13 protein-coding genes are annotated in these 14,156 nt (G+C 74.4%); 8 read left to right on the top strand and 5 right to left on the bottom strand.

What is annotated here, in order from left to right; all coding sequences use genetic code 11:
• Positions 1-154: 154 nt before the first annotated feature.
• Together ACFYZY_RS15945 and ACFYZY_RS15940 are read right to left on the bottom strand one after the other, a co-directional pair.
• A complete protein-coding gene (locus ACFYZY_RS15945; protein WP_388693903.1) occupies positions 155-427 on the bottom strand; it encodes a hypothetical protein in 273 nt (90 codons plus the stop codon).
• Between the two features lie 212 nt (positions 428-639).
• Positions 640-1,422, bottom strand: coding sequence for a hypothetical protein (locus ACFYZY_RS15940; protein ID WP_388693900.1), 783 nt, complete (start codon positions 1,420-1,422; stop codon positions 640-642).
• A 215-nt stretch (positions 1,423-1,637) separates the two neighbouring features.
• Here ACFYZY_RS15940 and ACFYZY_RS15935 point away from each other — a divergent pair, with 215 nt between their 5' ends.
• From ACFYZY_RS15935 to ACFYZY_RS15920, 4 genes are all read left to right on the top strand, one after another.
• Positions 1,638-2,240 (top strand): transglycosylase family protein, encoded by a 603-nt coding sequence (locus ACFYZY_RS15935; protein ID WP_388693898.1) that lies wholly within the window; start codon positions 1,638-1,640, stop codon positions 2,238-2,240.
• Positions 2,241-2,373: 133 nt separating this feature from the next.
• Positions 2,374-3,648, top strand: a complete 1,275-nt coding sequence (locus tag ACFYZY_RS15930; RefSeq protein ID WP_388693895.1) for a glycosyltransferase — start codon at positions 2,374-2,376, stop codon at positions 3,646-3,648.
• 93 nt (positions 3,649-3,741) lie between these two features.
• Complete coding sequence (locus ACFYZY_RS15925) at positions 3,742-4,839, top strand: helix-turn-helix transcriptional regulator (RefSeq protein ID WP_388693892.1); 1,098 nt, start codon at positions 3,742-3,744, stop codon at positions 4,837-4,839.
• A gap of 239 nt (positions 4,840-5,078) precedes the next feature.
• On the top strand, positions 5,079-5,294 hold the full coding sequence (locus tag ACFYZY_RS15920) for a proteinase inhibitor I78 (protein ID WP_388693889.1): 216 nt from the start codon (positions 5,079-5,081) through the stop codon (positions 5,292-5,294).
• A 70-nt stretch (positions 5,295-5,364) separates the two neighbouring features.
• On the opposite strand, the gene ACFYZY_RS15915 is transcribed toward ACFYZY_RS15920, so the two are convergent.
• Complete coding sequence (locus tag ACFYZY_RS15915; RefSeq protein WP_388693886.1) at positions 5,365-6,183, bottom strand: phosphatase PAP2 family protein; 819 nt, start codon at positions 6,181-6,183, stop codon at positions 5,365-5,367.
• A 473-nt stretch (positions 6,184-6,656) separates the two neighbouring features.
• Here ACFYZY_RS15915 and ACFYZY_RS15910 point away from each other — a divergent pair, with 473 nt between their 5' ends.
• Positions 6,657-8,351, top strand: a complete 1,695-nt coding sequence (locus ACFYZY_RS15910) for an MFS transporter (protein ID WP_388693884.1) — start codon at positions 6,657-6,659, stop codon at positions 8,349-8,351.
• A gap of 42 nt (positions 8,352-8,393) precedes the next feature.
• Here ACFYZY_RS15910 and ACFYZY_RS15905 read toward each other — a convergent pair whose 3' ends face one another.
• Positions 8,394-8,825, bottom strand: a complete 432-nt coding sequence (locus tag ACFYZY_RS15905; protein ID WP_388693882.1) for a cell division protein SepF — start codon at positions 8,823-8,825, stop codon at positions 8,394-8,396.
• A gap of 396 nt (positions 8,826-9,221) precedes the next feature.
• Here ACFYZY_RS15905 and ACFYZY_RS15900 point away from each other — a divergent pair, with 396 nt between their 5' ends.
• Together ACFYZY_RS15900 and ACFYZY_RS15895 are read left to right on the top strand one after the other, a co-directional pair.
• On the top strand, positions 9,222-10,493 hold the full coding sequence (locus tag ACFYZY_RS15900; protein WP_388693880.1) for a DUF5685 family protein: 1,272 nt from the start codon (positions 9,222-9,224) through the stop codon (positions 10,491-10,493).
• Between the two features lie 353 nt (positions 10,494-10,846).
• On the top strand, positions 10,847-11,749 hold the full coding sequence (locus ACFYZY_RS15895; RefSeq protein WP_388693877.1) for a S1 family peptidase: 903 nt from the start codon (positions 10,847-10,849) through the stop codon (positions 11,747-11,749).
• A gap of 60 nt (positions 11,750-11,809) precedes the next feature.
• On the opposite strand, the gene ACFYZY_RS15890 is transcribed toward ACFYZY_RS15895, so the two are convergent.
• Positions 11,810-12,847 carry a DUF3533 domain-containing protein gene (locus tag ACFYZY_RS15890; protein WP_388693874.1) on the bottom strand — a complete coding sequence of 346 codons (1,038 nt, stop codon included), beginning with the start codon at positions 12,845-12,847 and terminating at the stop codon, positions 11,810-11,812.
• A gap of 300 nt (positions 12,848-13,147) precedes the next feature.
• On the opposite strand from ACFYZY_RS15890, the gene ACFYZY_RS15885 reads away from it, so the two are divergent.
• The gene (locus ACFYZY_RS15885) at positions 13,148-14,026 is read left to right on the top strand and encodes an esterase/lipase family protein (RefSeq protein WP_388693873.1); all 879 of its coding nucleotides are present in this window, start codon (positions 13,148-13,150) and stop codon (positions 14,024-14,026) included.
• The last annotated feature ends 130 nt before the right edge of the window (positions 14,027-14,156 follow it).

The following is a 14,156-nucleotide window of genomic DNA, read 5'->3' as shown; positions in this document are numbered from 1 at the left end:
TTGTGCGGCTTCGCGGCCCCCCCCACCCACATCGGGGGGGGGGGGCGCTACACGCGCGCCCCAAAGGGGGGGGGGGGGCCGCCGGGGGGGGGGGCGGGGCCCGGGGGGGGGCCCCGCCCCCCGGCCGTTCGCGAGGCGCGGTACGAAGCGCGCCCTAGTGTTCCCTGCGGGGCCCCGGCGGGAGCGCCGCCCGGAGCTGCGGGGACGGCGTCCGCGCCGACCACGCCGCCGGGTGCGCCGCCGTGCCCCGGTGCGGCCGGCCGGTCGCACCCGTGCCCAGCGCCGTGCCGAAGGCCCTGAAGTCCGGCCCCTCCTCGCCGCTGCGGTCACCCGGCAGGGTGCGGAACGACCTGCGGTACTCCGAGCACAGGGCGTCGTAGATCGGCGTGGGCGAGGGGCCCGCCGCGACGTCCCGCGCGGGGCGCATCGAGGGGATCGGGGTCGGATACGGCTGGGGGGAAGGGTCGTATGGGTGCACGTAGGTGCCAACGACCCCGTCGCCCGTCGGATGCGGGCGGTTCTCCGGAAGGAGCGCCGGCCGGGGACGCGGCGCGGTCGGGACGTCCGGTTCCGGCGTGCCCCGTCCCGCCTGCGGGCCGGGGACCCGTACCCACCCCGAACCCGGCCTTCCGTGCTTCATCAGGTGCCGGCCAGCGGCATCGCGGCGGCCACCAGACGCCCGTTCGCGGCGGCCTTCTCCAGCGCGTCGCGCAGCAGGTCCTCGCGCGGCTGCCGGCCGATCGAGCCCACCGGGGCGGCGAAGACCAGGACGGTGTGCGTCTTGTTGGCCGCCGCGCGCCAGCCCTCGGTGACCTGGAGCGGCTGGTGCGCCTGCCACCAGGCGGCCTGTCCGGCGCCGCCCGGACCGGGCTGGAGGACGGAGTGCAGCTGTCCCATGGCGACCAGGACCGACCAGCCCGGGAGCACCTCCGGCCTCACTTCGAGGTCCGTGACCTGCCGGAAGCCCTGCTCGGCCAGGAGCGGGAGGAACTCGTCGGCGAGACCGTCCGATCCCGGGCGGGCCACCGGGGCGGTCGGCTCCACCACGAGCGCCGGGTGCAGGTCGCCGCCGATCAGGACGAGGCCGCTGGTGACCCCCAGGACGGCCTGCTCGGGGTGGGAGACGGCGAGCGCGTCGGCGGCGTCCGAGGCCGCGATGGAGGCGACGGCGCCCTGGAGCTGGTCCTCGGCGACCCGGACGACCTGCGACGGGATGCAGCCGGCGTGGGCGAACGCGAGGACCGCCGTCTCCTCGCCGACGAACAGCACCGTGCTGGTGCGCTCCTGTTCGGAGTCCCCCGGCGTGCGGCAGGAGGTGCAGTCGTAGCTGCCCGGGGCGTTGTCGCCGTCGAGCAGCCGGTCGGCTTCTTCGTCGCCGATCTCGGCGCGTACGTCCTCGCTGACGTCGAGCATGCGCGGCACGGGGGCTCCCTGGACTCGGTACGGGCGGACGCCGGGCCGTTCCCGGGCGCCTCACGCCGAGTTCAACGGGTCAGGCTCGGCCGGGGTCACGCGCGGATGCGGGCCAAGTTGCCGCCGGCCCGCACGGCGGGCGGGTGACTCCGACCGGGTGGGACGCCGGCGGGGCTCCGCGCGGCAGGGGCCCGGGACGCCGGGAGGCTGCCTAGCCTGCCCCGATGTCGAAGATCCGATTTTGGACGGCCGGTCCCCTCGCGGCGGCCTCCGCGGCCGCGCTCCTCGCCCTGGCTCCGGCACCCGCACGGGCCGGGACGCCCTCCGCCGTGCCCGGAGCGACGGCCTCCGTCTCCGGGACGCCCGCCTCCGCTCCCCGGGGCGCCGCCTCCGCGCCCTCCTACGCCTGTGCCCGGGACCAGTGGCCGTGGGGCTGCGTCGCCGAGTGCGAGAGCGGCGGGCGCTGGAACGCCAACACCGGCAACGGCTACTACGGCGGACTCCAGTTCTGGCAGCCGACCTGGGCCGGGTACGGCGGACTCGCGTACGCCCGGCGCGCCGACCTGGCCACCCGGGCGCAGCAGATCACCGTCGCCGAGGAGGTGCTGCGCGTCCAGGGCTGGAGCGCCTGGCCCACCTGCTCCAGGAAGTACGGCCTGAGCGGGCGCGTCCACACCGTCCGGGCCGGCGACACCCTCGGTTCGATCGCCCGCCGCTTCGGGATCAAGGGCGGCTGGCAGGCGCTGTACGCGGCGAACCGGAGCGTGATCGGGGCCGATCCGAACCGGATCTCCGTCGGCGCCATGCTGCGCATCGCCCCGCTCTGACGGCCTGGCCGGACGGGCGGCCGGAGGCGCGCCCGGCCCCCGTCCGGCCCGGTCACCACCCGCGGGTTCCGGCGCCGCACCGGCAAGTACAGTCGGGAGACCGACCAACTGACCGGGGGGAACCGGCAGCGCGATGCGTATCTCCTTTCTGCTCCACAACGGCTACCACTACGGCGGCACGATCCGCACCACCTTCACGCTCGCCGAGGAACTGGCGGAGCGCCACGAGGTCGAGATCGTCTCCGTCTTCCGCCACCGCGACCGGCCCCTCCTGGACCTGCCCGGCGGCGTGACCCTGCGCCACCTCGTCGACCTGCGCCGGGAAAGTCCCGGATACGACGGGGACCACCCCGACTTCCGCCGCCCCGCCGTGGTCTTCCCGCGCGGCGACGGACGCTGGAAGCAGTACAGCGCGCTCACCGACGCCCGGATCGGGGAGCACCTGCGCGGGGTGGAGGCCGACGTCCTCGTCGCCACCCGTCCCGGGCTCAACGTCCACCTCGCCCGGCAGGCCCGGCGGGGGCCGCTCCTGGTCGGCCAGGAGCACCTGATCCTGGACGGCCACAGCTACCGGCTGCGCCGGGACATCGTCCACGAGTACGCCCTCCTCGACGCCGTCACCACGGTCACCGAGGCCGACGCCCGCGCCTACCGGAAGCTGGGGCTGCCCGGCGTGCGGATCGAGTCCGTGCCCAACAGCGTGCCCGCGCCCCCGGGACCGCCCGCCGATCCCGCCGCGAAGACCGTCGTCGCGGCGGGCCGGCTGACCCGGGTGAAGCGGTACGACGTGCTGATCGACGCCTTCGCGGAGGTGGCCCGGGACCATCCCGACTGGACGCTGCGGATCTACGGCGCCGGGGACGCCGTCCAGGACCTCAGGGCTCCGCTGGCCCGCCGGATCGAGGAGCGGGGGCTGAAGGAGCGGGCCTTCCTCATGGGGTCGGTGGCCTCGATGGAGCCGGAGTGGGTGAAGGGCTCGATCGCCGCCGTGACCTCCCAGCGGGAGTCCTTCGGCATGACGATCGTGGAGGCGATGCGCTGCGGCCTCCCGGTGGTCTCCACCGACTGCCCGAACGGACCGCGCGAGATCATCGAGGACGGGGTCGACGGGCGTCTCGTGCCGGTGGACGACGTGGCGGCGGTCGCGCGGGGACTGCGGGAGCTGATCGAGGACGACGGCCTGCGCGCCAGGACGGCGCGGGCGGCCCTCACCGCCTCCGAGCGCTTCGACCCGGCGCGGATCGCCGCCCGGCACGAGGCGCTCTGGACGGAACTCCTCGACCGGGGCGCGGGCCGGCGCACCCACTCCCCGGGCCGGACGGCGCTCCACCGGACGGCGGGCCGGGCGATCGACGCCGTCTACGCCCAGAAGGCACGGGCCGGCCGTCTGGTCCGCCGCTTCCGCTGACCCGGCGGCAGCGACCCCGGGGTCCGGCCGGTGACGGCGTTCCGGCCCCCTCGGGGGCCGTGCCCGTCCACGACGGCTGACAGACTCGGGCGCATGCTGGAAACCTCCGCACGGCTGCTGCGCCTGCTCTCGCTGTTCCAGACCCGCCGCGAGTGGTCCGGGGCCGATCTGGCCGAACGGCTCGGCGTCACCCCGCGCACGGTGCGCCGGGACGTCGGCCGGTTGCGGGAACTCGGCTATCCGGTGCACGCGGGCCCCGGGACCGGCGGCGGTTACCGGCTCGGGGCGGGGGCCGAACTGCCTCCGCTCCTCCTGGACGACGAGGAGGCCGTGGCGGTCGCGGTCGGGCTGCGCGCCGCCGCCGGGCAGGGCGTCGAGGGCATCGGCGAAAGCTCCGTGCGCGCCCTGGCCAAGCTGGAGCAGGTCCTGCCGGGCCGGCTGCGGCGGCGGATCGGGGCGCTCAACGACTTCACGGTGCCCCTGCTGCGCACCCCTCGGGAACGGGTCGACCCCACCGTCCTCACCGAACTGGCCCACGCCTGCCGGGACGGCGAGCGGCTGCGCTTCGACTACCGGGACCACGGCGGCGCGGCCACCCGCCGGAGCGTCGAACCGCACCGCCTGGTCTGCGCCGAGCGGCGCTGGTACCTGGTCGCCTGGGACCTGGGCCGGGAGGACTGGCGTACGTTCCGGGCCGACAGGATCGAGCCCGTGCCGCCGCACGGCCCCCGCTTCCCGCCCCGGGAGCCGCCCGCCGAGGACCTGGCCGCCTACGTGGCGAAGGGGGTGTCCCGGGGCGCCTACGCGCGGGAGGCGACGGTCCGCCTGTTCGTACCGTTCGCCGAGGCCGCGGCGGCCGTCGGACCGCTGGACGGCGTCCTGGAGGCCGACGGGGACACGGCCTGCCTGCTGCGGACGGGGGCGCACGACCTCGACGTGATGGTGTTCCACGTGGCGTTCCTGGGCTTCGACTTCGAGGTGGTCGAACCGCAGGAGCTCACCGAACGGGTCCGGGTCCTCCGGGACCGCCTGTCCCGGGCCCTGGACCGGGCGGGCCGGACGGACGGGGAAGACCGGGAGGACCGGGAGGGACGGGAGGGCCGGGAGGGCCGGGAGGGCTTCGGAACGGCGCCGGAACACCGGCCCCGGACCGGGACGGCCGGGCGTCCGGAAGGCGTAAACACGGTGTAAGGAAAGCGTGGACGTCCCGCGCGGACACCGCCCGGACAATTCGGGGCCGTCGGCCCGGCGGAGGGCCAATTGCCGCCGCTCACCGGCCCTTCCGGACGTGGGGGAGAACGCCCCGCATCTTCCTGTAATTGCCGGGTAAACGTCCGAAAACCATGTTCCGTGTGCGCGGTGAGACGCATCGAACATATGTCGAGAACTTGTGACACAAGCGTGACCGGCAAGGTACTAACGTGAGACCCATGGCACCCACATCGCGCACTCCCGAACCGCCCCACGACTCGCCCGGGTCCTATGTGGGCCTCGACGCGGAAGCCGCCGAGAGGCTCGCCAGGACCCGGGGCTGGAACGTCGTCCGTTCCCTGCCGTCCGGCTCGATCATCACCATGGAGTACCTCGCCGGGCGCATCAACTTCGAGGTCGAGGGCGGCGTCGTCACCCGCTGCTGGCACGGCTGACGGCCGGCCCGCACAGGGGAGGGGCCCCGACCGGCGCACGGTCGGGGCCCCTCCACGCGTACGGGCGCGATCAGCCCCGGGTCGCCGGGGCGCGCCGCCCGCCGGCCACCCCCACCGGCTCCCGGACCGGCTCCTCGGAGCCGGGCGGGCGCGTCGGGAAGAGCCCGGGGCGGGGACCCCCGGACGCCACGGGCAGGGACGGCACCAGGCGCCGACGGTCCCGCAGCCGCTCCCGTACCCGGTCGCGCGCGGCGAGGACCCACGACTCCGCCACGGCCAGGACCGGCTCGCACCAGGGCAGCGCGAGCAGGACGAGGAGCCCGGCCGCCCAGCCCAGCAGGACGTCGCTCAGCCAGTGCGTACCCAGGTAGACGGTGGTGAGGCCCACCCCGAGCGCGACCACGGCGGAGAGCGCCGACAGGTAGCGCCTGGCCCGCGGGGTGGTCGCCAGGTAGGCCAGGATTCCCCAGGTCACGACCGCGTTGGCGGTGTGACCGGAGGGGAATATGTCGCCGCCCGCGAAGAGTTCGGCGGAGCCGACCTGTGTCGCGTAGTGGGGGCCGAGGCGGCCGAGGCCGAGCTTGACCGAGCCGACCGAGACGTTGAGCAGGAGGAGGGCGGCGCCGAGACACAGCAGGGGGCGCAGGGTGTGCTGGCGCCAGGAGCGCCAGCCCAGCCACGCGGCCACCATGACGGCCGTGGGGCCGCGCTGACCGAGGACGACGTAGTAGTCGAGGAAGGCGTGCAGTTCGGGCCACTGCTGGTAGGGCCGGAACAGCATGATCTTCCAGTCGAGGGTCACCAGCCAGGTCGAGAGCAGGACGGCCACGACGATGGCGAGGTAGAACGCCGCCGTCCCGCCGAAGAGGGCGAGACGCGTGCGGGTCATCCCCGGGACCTCTATCTTCGGCGGTTCCGGCTCCCGGTCCAGTCGGGCAAAGATGTCGGTACGCACCCAATCGACGTTACAGGGAGTGAGAAGCCGACCCCGTCAATCCGGCCTCTTCGTGATGACGATGTGATGTGGAGTGGGTCTCAACGGGCGACCCATTCCTGTCGTCCGTCCGGAAATCCGATGACCTGCGTCGCTATTCGGGGAGAAGACATTGCGGAAAGCTGTTTGAACGCCTGCGAATTGTTCGGGACGCGTGACCGGGTGGAATTCCCCCCGACACGCCGGTCCGAACGAGTGGCGTACGACACAGGGGGTGCTCCACGCGGGTGAGAGGTGCGCCACGCGCTCGACGGTCGGACTCGCGTACGCTGGCGGCTCACTCGCCCGTCGATGCCGGGCCGCCCCGGGGGCGTACGCCCTGGTCGGGGCCCGCCGAGCGCGAGAGCTTCACTGTGGGAGGTTGCGAGATGCCGCGGACGGACACGGCCCCAGCACGACCGCGTGCCGCCGCGGGCGGTGACGCCAACCGCTGGCTCGTCCTCGTCGTCCTGTGCGTCAGCCTCCTCCTGGTCGCCCTGGACGCGACCATCCTCCACGTCGCCGTCCCCTCGCTCACCGAGGACCTGCGCCCCAGCTCCACCGCGCTGCTCTGGATCGTCGACGCCTACCCCCTGGTCTGCGCCTCGCTGCTGATCCTCTTCGGGACCCTCGGGGACCGGGTGGGGCGGCGCAGGGTGCTCCTCCTCGGCTACGCGCTCTTCGGGGCCGCCTCCGCGCTGGCCGCCCTCGCCACCGAGTCCTGGGTCCTCATCGCGGCCCGCGCGCTGCTAGGCGTCGGCGGCGCCATGATCATGCCCGCCACGCTCTCCATCCTCCGGACGGTGTTCCCCGACCGGCGGGAGCGCGCCACCGCCATCGGCGTCTGGACCGCGGTCGCCGCGATAGGGGCCGCCACCGGTCCGGTCCTCGGCGGCTTCCTCGTCGAGAACTACTGGTGGGGCTCCGTCTTCCTCATCAACATCCCGCTGATGGCCCTGATCCTGCCGCTCGGCCGCCGTCTGCTCCCCGAATCCCGGGGCGACGGCGACGGACCCTGGGACGTCGTCGGCGCGCTCATGGCCGCGGCCGGCGTCCTCGGCTGCGTCCTCGGTGTCAAGCACGCGGGCGCCGGCGATCCGCCGGCCGTCCTGCCGGCCGCCGGCCCGCTGCTGCTCGGCGCCACGCTCCTCGTCCTCTTCGTGCGGCGGCAGAAGCGGCGCCCGCACCCGCTGATCGACACGGGGCTCTTCTCCCGCGCCGCCTTCACCACCTCGGTCGGCTGCATCGTCCTCGCCATGCTGGCCCTGGTCGGCCTGGAACTCATCGCCGTCCAGTACCTCCAGCTCGTGCTCGGCCTGAGTCCCCTGGAGACCGGCCTCCGGCTCCTCCCGCTGACCTTCGCCGCCATGGCGGCCGGCGCCACCGGCTCGTACACGCTGCGCAGGATCGGGCCGCGCCGGATGGTCGGCTGGGGCTTCGCGCTCACGGCCGGGGCCGTGCTGCTGCTCGTCCTCATGGGGGAGCACGACCGGCCCCTGCTGCTCACGACCGGCTTCGTGCTGCTCGGCTTCGGCCTGCAGACCACGCTCTTCTCGGCGTACGAGTCGATGCTCAGCGAGGCGCCGCCGGGGAGCGCGGGCGGCGCGGCGGCGATCGGCGAGACCTCGTACCAGCTCGGCGCGGGCATGGGCATCGCCCTGCTCGGCAGTGTGATGAACGCGGCGTACGCCCCCGGCCTCAGCGGCATTCCCGGGGTGCCCGAAGAGGCGAGCCGGGACGCCGCGAACTCGCTCGGCGAGGCGTACAAGGTCGCGGACCAGCTCGGCGGGGCCGCCGGAAGCGCCCTGCACCAGGCGGCCCGGCACTCCTTCGTGAACGGGCTGCACGTGACGCTCTGCGTGAGCGCGGCGCTGCTGCTCGCCGGCGCGGTGATGGCCAGGCGGCTGCCCCGCGTCATGGAGTCGCCGGTGGACCCGGAGGACCTGATGGACCGGGAGGGCACGGGCGCCGGGAACGCGCCGCCCGCCCTGGACGGACCCGCCGGGGGAGCGGGGGCCGAGCCGCGGGTGCCCGCGACCCGGGAGGCGGCCGAGCACGCCGGCTCGGGGAGGCCGACGCACTGACCCGGTCCGCCGGGAGGTGTCCGGCCGGACCGGCCGGACGGCTCAGCTCTGGTTGAAGAAGCCGTCCTGACCGCGCCGGCCCGTGTCGCTGACGATCCGGGTGTCGGCGGGGGTCAGCAGGAAGACCCGGGTCGCCACGCGCTCGATCGAGCCGCGCAGGCCGAAGGCGAGGCCGGCGGCGAAGTCGACGACCCGCTTGGCGTCGTTCGGCTCCATCGCGGTCAGGTTCACGATCACCGGGACCCCTTCCCGGAACAGCTCGCCGATGCCCCGGGCGTCCCGGAAGCCGTCGGGGGAGACGGTGGCGATCCGCCGTCCCCGCTCCTCGGCCGTGTCCGTGGCCACCCTGACCCGGGGGTCCGTGACCCAGGCGTCGCGGCTCTCGGCACCGTCGGCGTACTCGTCGTCGTAGTAACGCTCGTCGTTGTCCTCGACGAGTCCCAGCCAGGCACTTGCCTTGCGCACCGATCCCATCGACGCCTCCTTTCAGCGCGGTCACTTGTGGTTCCGCATGTCCCCATCGTCGTCCATGATGCGGATCGCGCGCCAAGTGGATAGTCGGCGCGCAGAGGATTCGTGACGGTACTGGTGCAGAACGTGAGGGGCGTTTCCTGGCGTTTCGTCAGAAATCATGCGGTATAGGTGACCTGGCGAGGGGCCATGTAGATGAAAATATGAAAGTCGTGCCGGAAGGGTGACGATGGGCGCGTACGGGCGAACGAGTCCGCTCGTTACGATGCCGCGAGGCCGTTCGACGGCCCTTCGCACGGTCCCTCGCGCGACCTGCCCGCACGGGCTTCCGTGCGGCCCGGCGCGCTGGCTCCGTGCGGACCTTCGCACCGCCCAGGCCCACGACTCACGGGGGAGTCCTTGTTCGGAATCGTCAGACCCTGCACGCACCGGCTCACCGAGGGCCTCAGGACCGAGTGGATGGCCCACCTCTGCGGCCTCTGCCTGGCGCTCCGCGCGGACCACGGCCAGTTCGCCCGGATCGTCACCAACTACGACGGCCTCATCGTCTCGGTCCTGACGGAGGCACAGACCGGAACCGTGGCGGACGGGAGGCGCACCGCCGGGCCCTGCCCGCTGCGCGGCATGCGGACCGCGCCGGTGGCCCGCGGCGAGGGCGCCAGGCTCGCCGCCGCCGTCTCGCTCGTCCTCGCCTCGGCGAAGGTGCGGGACCACGTCGCCGACCGGGACGGCCTGCTGGCGCGCCGGCCCGTCGCCGCCGCGGCCCGCCGGGTCGCCCGCTCCTGGGACCGTGCCGGGGCCAGGACCGGCCGCGCCCTCGGCTTCGACACCGCCGTCCTCGTCGACGCGGTCGACCGCCAGACCGGCATCGAGGCGCTCGCCGGCCCCGGCACCCCGCTGCTCGCCGTCACCGAGCCCACCGAGACCGCGACCGCCGCCGCCTTCGCGCACACCGCCGTCCTCGCGGGCCGCCCCGAGAACGCCGAACCGCTCGCCGAGGCCGGCCGTCTCTTCGGCCGCCTCGCCCACCTCCTCGACGCCGTGGAGGACCAGGAGGCCGACGCGGCGAGCGGCGCCTGGAACCCGCTCACCGCGACCGGCACCTCCCGCGCGGAGGCCCGCCGGCTCGCCGACGACGCCCTGCACGGCATACGCCTCGCCCTGAAGGACGCCCGGTTCGCCGACGGCAGGCTGGTCCACGTCCTGCTCGCCCACGAGCTGCGCACCTCGGTGGACCGCGCCTTCGGCACGACGGTCTGCTCGCACGGGGACCCGGCCGCCGGCCGGGGTCCGGTGCCGGGGAACCCGTACGCGGCCCACGGGCCGGTCCCCGGCAACTCGTACGCCCCCGGTCCCGGCGGCCCCGGCGGACCGGGAGGCCCCTACGCGCCGGGCCCCGGCGGTCCGGGCGGACCCGGCGGACCGTTCCCGCCCGGACCGCCGGACCGGCGCGGGCTGATCGCCGGATGCGCCCTCTGGGTCGGGCTCGCCTGCACCTGTCAGATGTGCTGCGGGACGTACGAGGACCCCTGGAGCCGGCAGCGGCGCGAAGGTCTCTGCGGTCAGTGCGATCCCGGCAACTGCTGCGATTGCTGCGATTGCTGCGGCAACTGCTCCTCCTGCTGCGAGGGGGACGGCTGCTGCGGTTGCGACTGCGGTTGCGACTGCTGACGCCTGGCGGGGTCCGCGCCCCCGGCCCGCCCGCCGGGGGCGTCCGTCGTCCGATCATCCGGAGGGGCGAATTCCGGCCGTTCCCGGCGGGCGGTCCCCGCGGGGCTTCCGTACCGGAGCGGAGGCGTGCCGCGCGGGCGGGACGACCCGGGACCGGGGGTGGAGCATGCGCCGTTCCGGGACCGTCAACCCCCTCTGAAGCAAGGTGTGTTGGGGCTCACACGGCTGAAAGGCGCCCTTGCGGCGTGAACTCGTCAAGGCCGAGACTCCCCCACAGCGCCGGCCTCCGGGCCGCGCCTCACGGGCCCGGCACCCCACGGCGGGTCCCCGATTCCCCTCGGGAGGAACGAGAAGTGAGGACCATGCGCACCACCCCCACGAGAACGATCCGGACGCTCGCCGTCACCGTCGGTCTCGCCGCCGCCGCGGCGCTCGCCGTCCCCACCGCGAACGCCGACTCCACGCAGCAGACGGGCGCCTTCGGCGCCGCCGCCCTCGCGGCGACGAGCGACGCGGTCCGCGCCGCCGACGTGGCCGGCACCGCCTGGCACGTCGACACCGCCACCGGCAAGGTCGTCGTCACCGCCGACTCCACCGTCTCCGAAGCCGGGATCGCCAGGATCAAGCAGCGGGCCGGAGCCAACGCGGCCGCCCTCCGCGTCGAGCGGACCCCGGGCCGGTTCAGCAAGCTGATATCCGGCGGCGACGCGATCTACGCCGACGCCGGCTGGCGCTGCTCGCTGGGCTTCAACGTCCGCGACGGCGCGGGCAACTACTACTTCCTGACGGCCGGCCACTGCACGGACGGTGCCGGGACCTGGTACTCCAACTCCTCCAAGACGACCGTCCTCGGCACCACCGCCGGGTCCAGCTTCCCCGGCAACGACTACGGACTGGTCCGCTACACCAACAGCTCCGTCACCAAGTCCGGAACGGTCGGCAGCGTGGACATCACGAGCGCCGGCAACGCCACGGTCGGCCTGTCGGTCACCCGGCGCGGCTCCACCACCGGCATCCACAGCGGCAGCGTGACGGCTCTCAACGCCACCGTGAACTACGGCGGCGGCGACATCGTCTCCGGTCTGATCCGCACCAACGTCTGCGCCGAGCCCGGCGACTCCGGCGGCCCGCTCTACTCGGGCAGCCGGGCCATCGGCCTCACCTCGGGCGGCAGCGGCAACTGCTCCTCGGGCGGGACGACCTTCTTCCAGCCCGTGACGGAGGCGCTGAGCGCGTACGGGGTGAACGTGTTCTGACGGCCCCCGCGACACGCCGGAGCCCCTCCGCGAACCCGTTCGCGGAGGGGCTCCGGCGCGTCAGGAGCGGACCGGGCCGCCCTCGCGGGCGGCCGCCCCGGCTTCCGGGGAGCGCTTCAGGGCGGACACCACCAGGGTGACCAGCGTGCCGACGACCGCCCAGGCCGAGAGGACCAGCATCGAGGCGGTCATGTGGTTGCCCCTGAAGTACGCGATGGAGCGCGCCGCCCAGGTGCCCGCGCCCGGCGGCAGGGCCGGGCCGATCGCCTTCCAGAACGGGGGCAGCATCGGAAGCGGGAAGGCGCCGCCGGCGCTGGGGTTGCCCGCGACCACGATCAGCAGGATCGCCAGGCCGATGCCGACGATCCCGAAGACCGACTGGAGGGCGAGGGTGGCGGCGCCCACCGCGAAGACGACCAGGGCCCCCAGGCCCCACAGGCCGGCGACGCTGCCGGGCAGGGCGCCCAGGACCGGGCCGACGACGATCGCGCCGCCGAGGCCGCCGAGGACCGAGTAGACCGCCAGAGCGCCGAGGCGGATGACCGCGCGCGCCGGGTTCTCGGGCCGGGAGCCCGCGCTGATCGCCAGGATGGCGGCGCAGATGTAACCGCCGACGCACCAGCCGATGACCAGGTAGAAGGACGAGAGCCCGTTGAAGTCCCGCGGGGAGGCCGGGGCCACGTCGACGGTCCGCACCGTCCGCTGCTGGGTCTCCTCCACCGTGGTGATCACGGACCGGAGGACGGTGGAGAGCGCGGTGCCGTTGCCGGAGGCGACGAGCAGGGTGTCGGTACGGCCCCGGGGATCGACGACGAGGGCGCCGTCGAGGTCCCGGTTCATGATCCGCTTCCGGGCCTCGGCCGCGTCGGTGACCGTTTCCGGGTCGAGCGGCCCGCCGGGAAGCCCCTCCAGCTTCCCCACGAGGGAGGCGGAGACCTGCGGAGGGGCGACCACGCCGAAGGGCACGTCCTTCGGCCGCGGGTGGTGCAGGGCCCCGACGTACGAGGCGATGAACAGGAGCTGGAGGGCGAAGACGCCCACGACGAGCAGGGCGGCCCGGGGGGTGACGGCGCTTTTCAGTTCATCGACGAAACTCATGTCCCCACGCTCCGGCCCGGGGGGTCCTTCCGCAGGCGGGAGGCGTCCGAATGGCTGACCGGGAGCACGGTCCGGGGCGGGGGTGCCCGGGGCCGGGCGTCCGGGGCGCGGACCGGTGACCGCGCCGCGCCCGGCGCCCCTACACCGGACGGCCATGACGGCGCATCAGTTTTTGCCGACCCGTAACTTCCCAGCGGAGGCTACCCGTGCGTAGCTTGGCTGGAGCGCATCCCCACCCGTGGTCCGGGCCGCAGGGCGTCACACCCCACCTCTCCCCTCGAGCCGCAAGGAGATCGCCCGATGCTGCCCTGGAAGCACGCCGTCAGAGCGCTGTCCGTCCTGCTGCTGACCGCCGCCGCCACGCTCGCCCCCACCGCCTCCGCCTCCGCCGCCCCGACCGGGTCCGAGACCGCCGCGGCCGGCCGCGGCTGGAACGACTTCTCCTGCAAGCCCTCCGCCGCGCACCCGCGTCCCGTCGTCCTCGTCCACGGCACCTTCGGCAACTCCGTCGACAACTGGCTCGGCCTCGCGCCGTACCTCGTCGACCGGGGGTACTGCGTCTTCTCGCTCGACTACGGGCAGCTGCCGAACGTGCCCCTCTTCCACGGGCTCGGCCCCATCGCCGCCTCCGCCGGGCAGCTCGCCTCCTACGTCGACCGGGTCCTCGCCGCCACCGGGGCCCCCGAGGCCGACCTCGTCGGACACTCGCAGGGCGGCATGATGCCGCGCTGGTACCTCAAGTTCCTCGGCGGGGCCGGGAAGGTGAACGCGCTCGTCGGCATCGCCCCCGACAACCACGGCACCACCCTGCTCGGACTCACCCGGCTCCTGCCGTACTTCCCCGGGGCCGAGGACCTGATCGGTTCCGCGACCCCGGCCCTCGCCGACCAGATCGCCGGATCGCCCTTCATGACCGCGCTCAACGAGGGCGGCGACACCGTGCCGGGGGTCCGCTACCACGTCATCGCGACCAAGTACGACGAGGTCGTCACCCCGTACCGCACGCAGTTCCTGAGCGGCCCGAACGTCACCAACGTCCTCATCCAGGACAAGTGCGCGCTCGACCTGTCCGAGCACGTGGCCGTCGGCACGGTGGACCGGATCGCCTTCCACGAGGTGGCCAACGCCCTCGACCCGGCCCGCGCGACCCCGACCACCTGCCTCTCCTCGGCCGGCTGACGGGAGCGGTCCCGGGCGCGGCCGGGCCCCTCCGGGGTCCCGGCCGCGTCGCGCGGATCTCCCGGCGGCCGGGGCCGGGCGTTTTCGCCCCGTCGGACCAAGGAGGCCGTCCCCCGATGGCGCAGTGCCA

It is taken from the genome of Streptomyces sp. NPDC001744 (assembly GCF_042892575.1).
In the GTDB taxonomy this organism is placed as follows: Bacteria; Actinomycetota; Actinomycetes; order Streptomycetales; family Streptomycetaceae; genus Streptomyces.
The sequence above is the reverse complement of the archived record's forward strand: the minus strand, read 5'-3'. Positions and strand labels throughout refer to the sequence as shown.

Coding starts and splice junctions, on each gene's coding strand:
- ACFYZY_RS15945 (WP_388693903.1), bottom strand. CDS start 427: ATGCGCCCCGCGCGGGACGTCGCGGCGGGCCCCTCGCCCACGCCGATC.
- ACFYZY_RS15935 (WP_388693898.1), top strand. CDS start 1,638: ATGTCGAAGATCCGATTTTGGACGGCCGGTCCCCTCGCGGCGGCCTCC.
- ACFYZY_RS15930 (WP_388693895.1), top strand. CDS start 2,374: ATGCGTATCTCCTTTCTGCTCCACAACGGCTACCACTACGGCGGCACG.
- ACFYZY_RS15925 (WP_388693892.1), top strand. CDS start 3,742: ATGCTGGAAACCTCCGCACGGCTGCTGCGCCTGCTCTCGCTGTTCCAG.
- ACFYZY_RS15920 (WP_388693889.1), top strand. CDS start 5,079: ATGGCACCCACATCGCGCACTCCCGAACCGCCCCACGACTCGCCCGGG.
- ACFYZY_RS15915 (WP_388693886.1), bottom strand. CDS start 6,183: ATGACCCGCACGCGTCTCGCCCTCTTCGGCGGGACGGCGGCGTTCTAC.
- ACFYZY_RS15910 (WP_388693884.1), top strand. CDS start 6,657: ATGCCGCGGACGGACACGGCCCCAGCACGACCGCGTGCCGCCGCGGGC.
- ACFYZY_RS15905 (WP_388693882.1), bottom strand. CDS start 8,825: ATGGGATCGGTGCGCAAGGCAAGTGCCTGGCTGGGACTCGTCGAGGAC.
- ACFYZY_RS15890 (WP_388693874.1), bottom strand. CDS start 12,847: ATGAGTTTCGTCGATGAACTGAAAAGCGCCGTCACCCCCCGGGCCGCC.
- ACFYZY_RS15885 (WP_388693873.1), top strand. CDS start 13,148: ATGCTGCCCTGGAAGCACGCCGTCAGAGCGCTGTCCGTCCTGCTGCTG.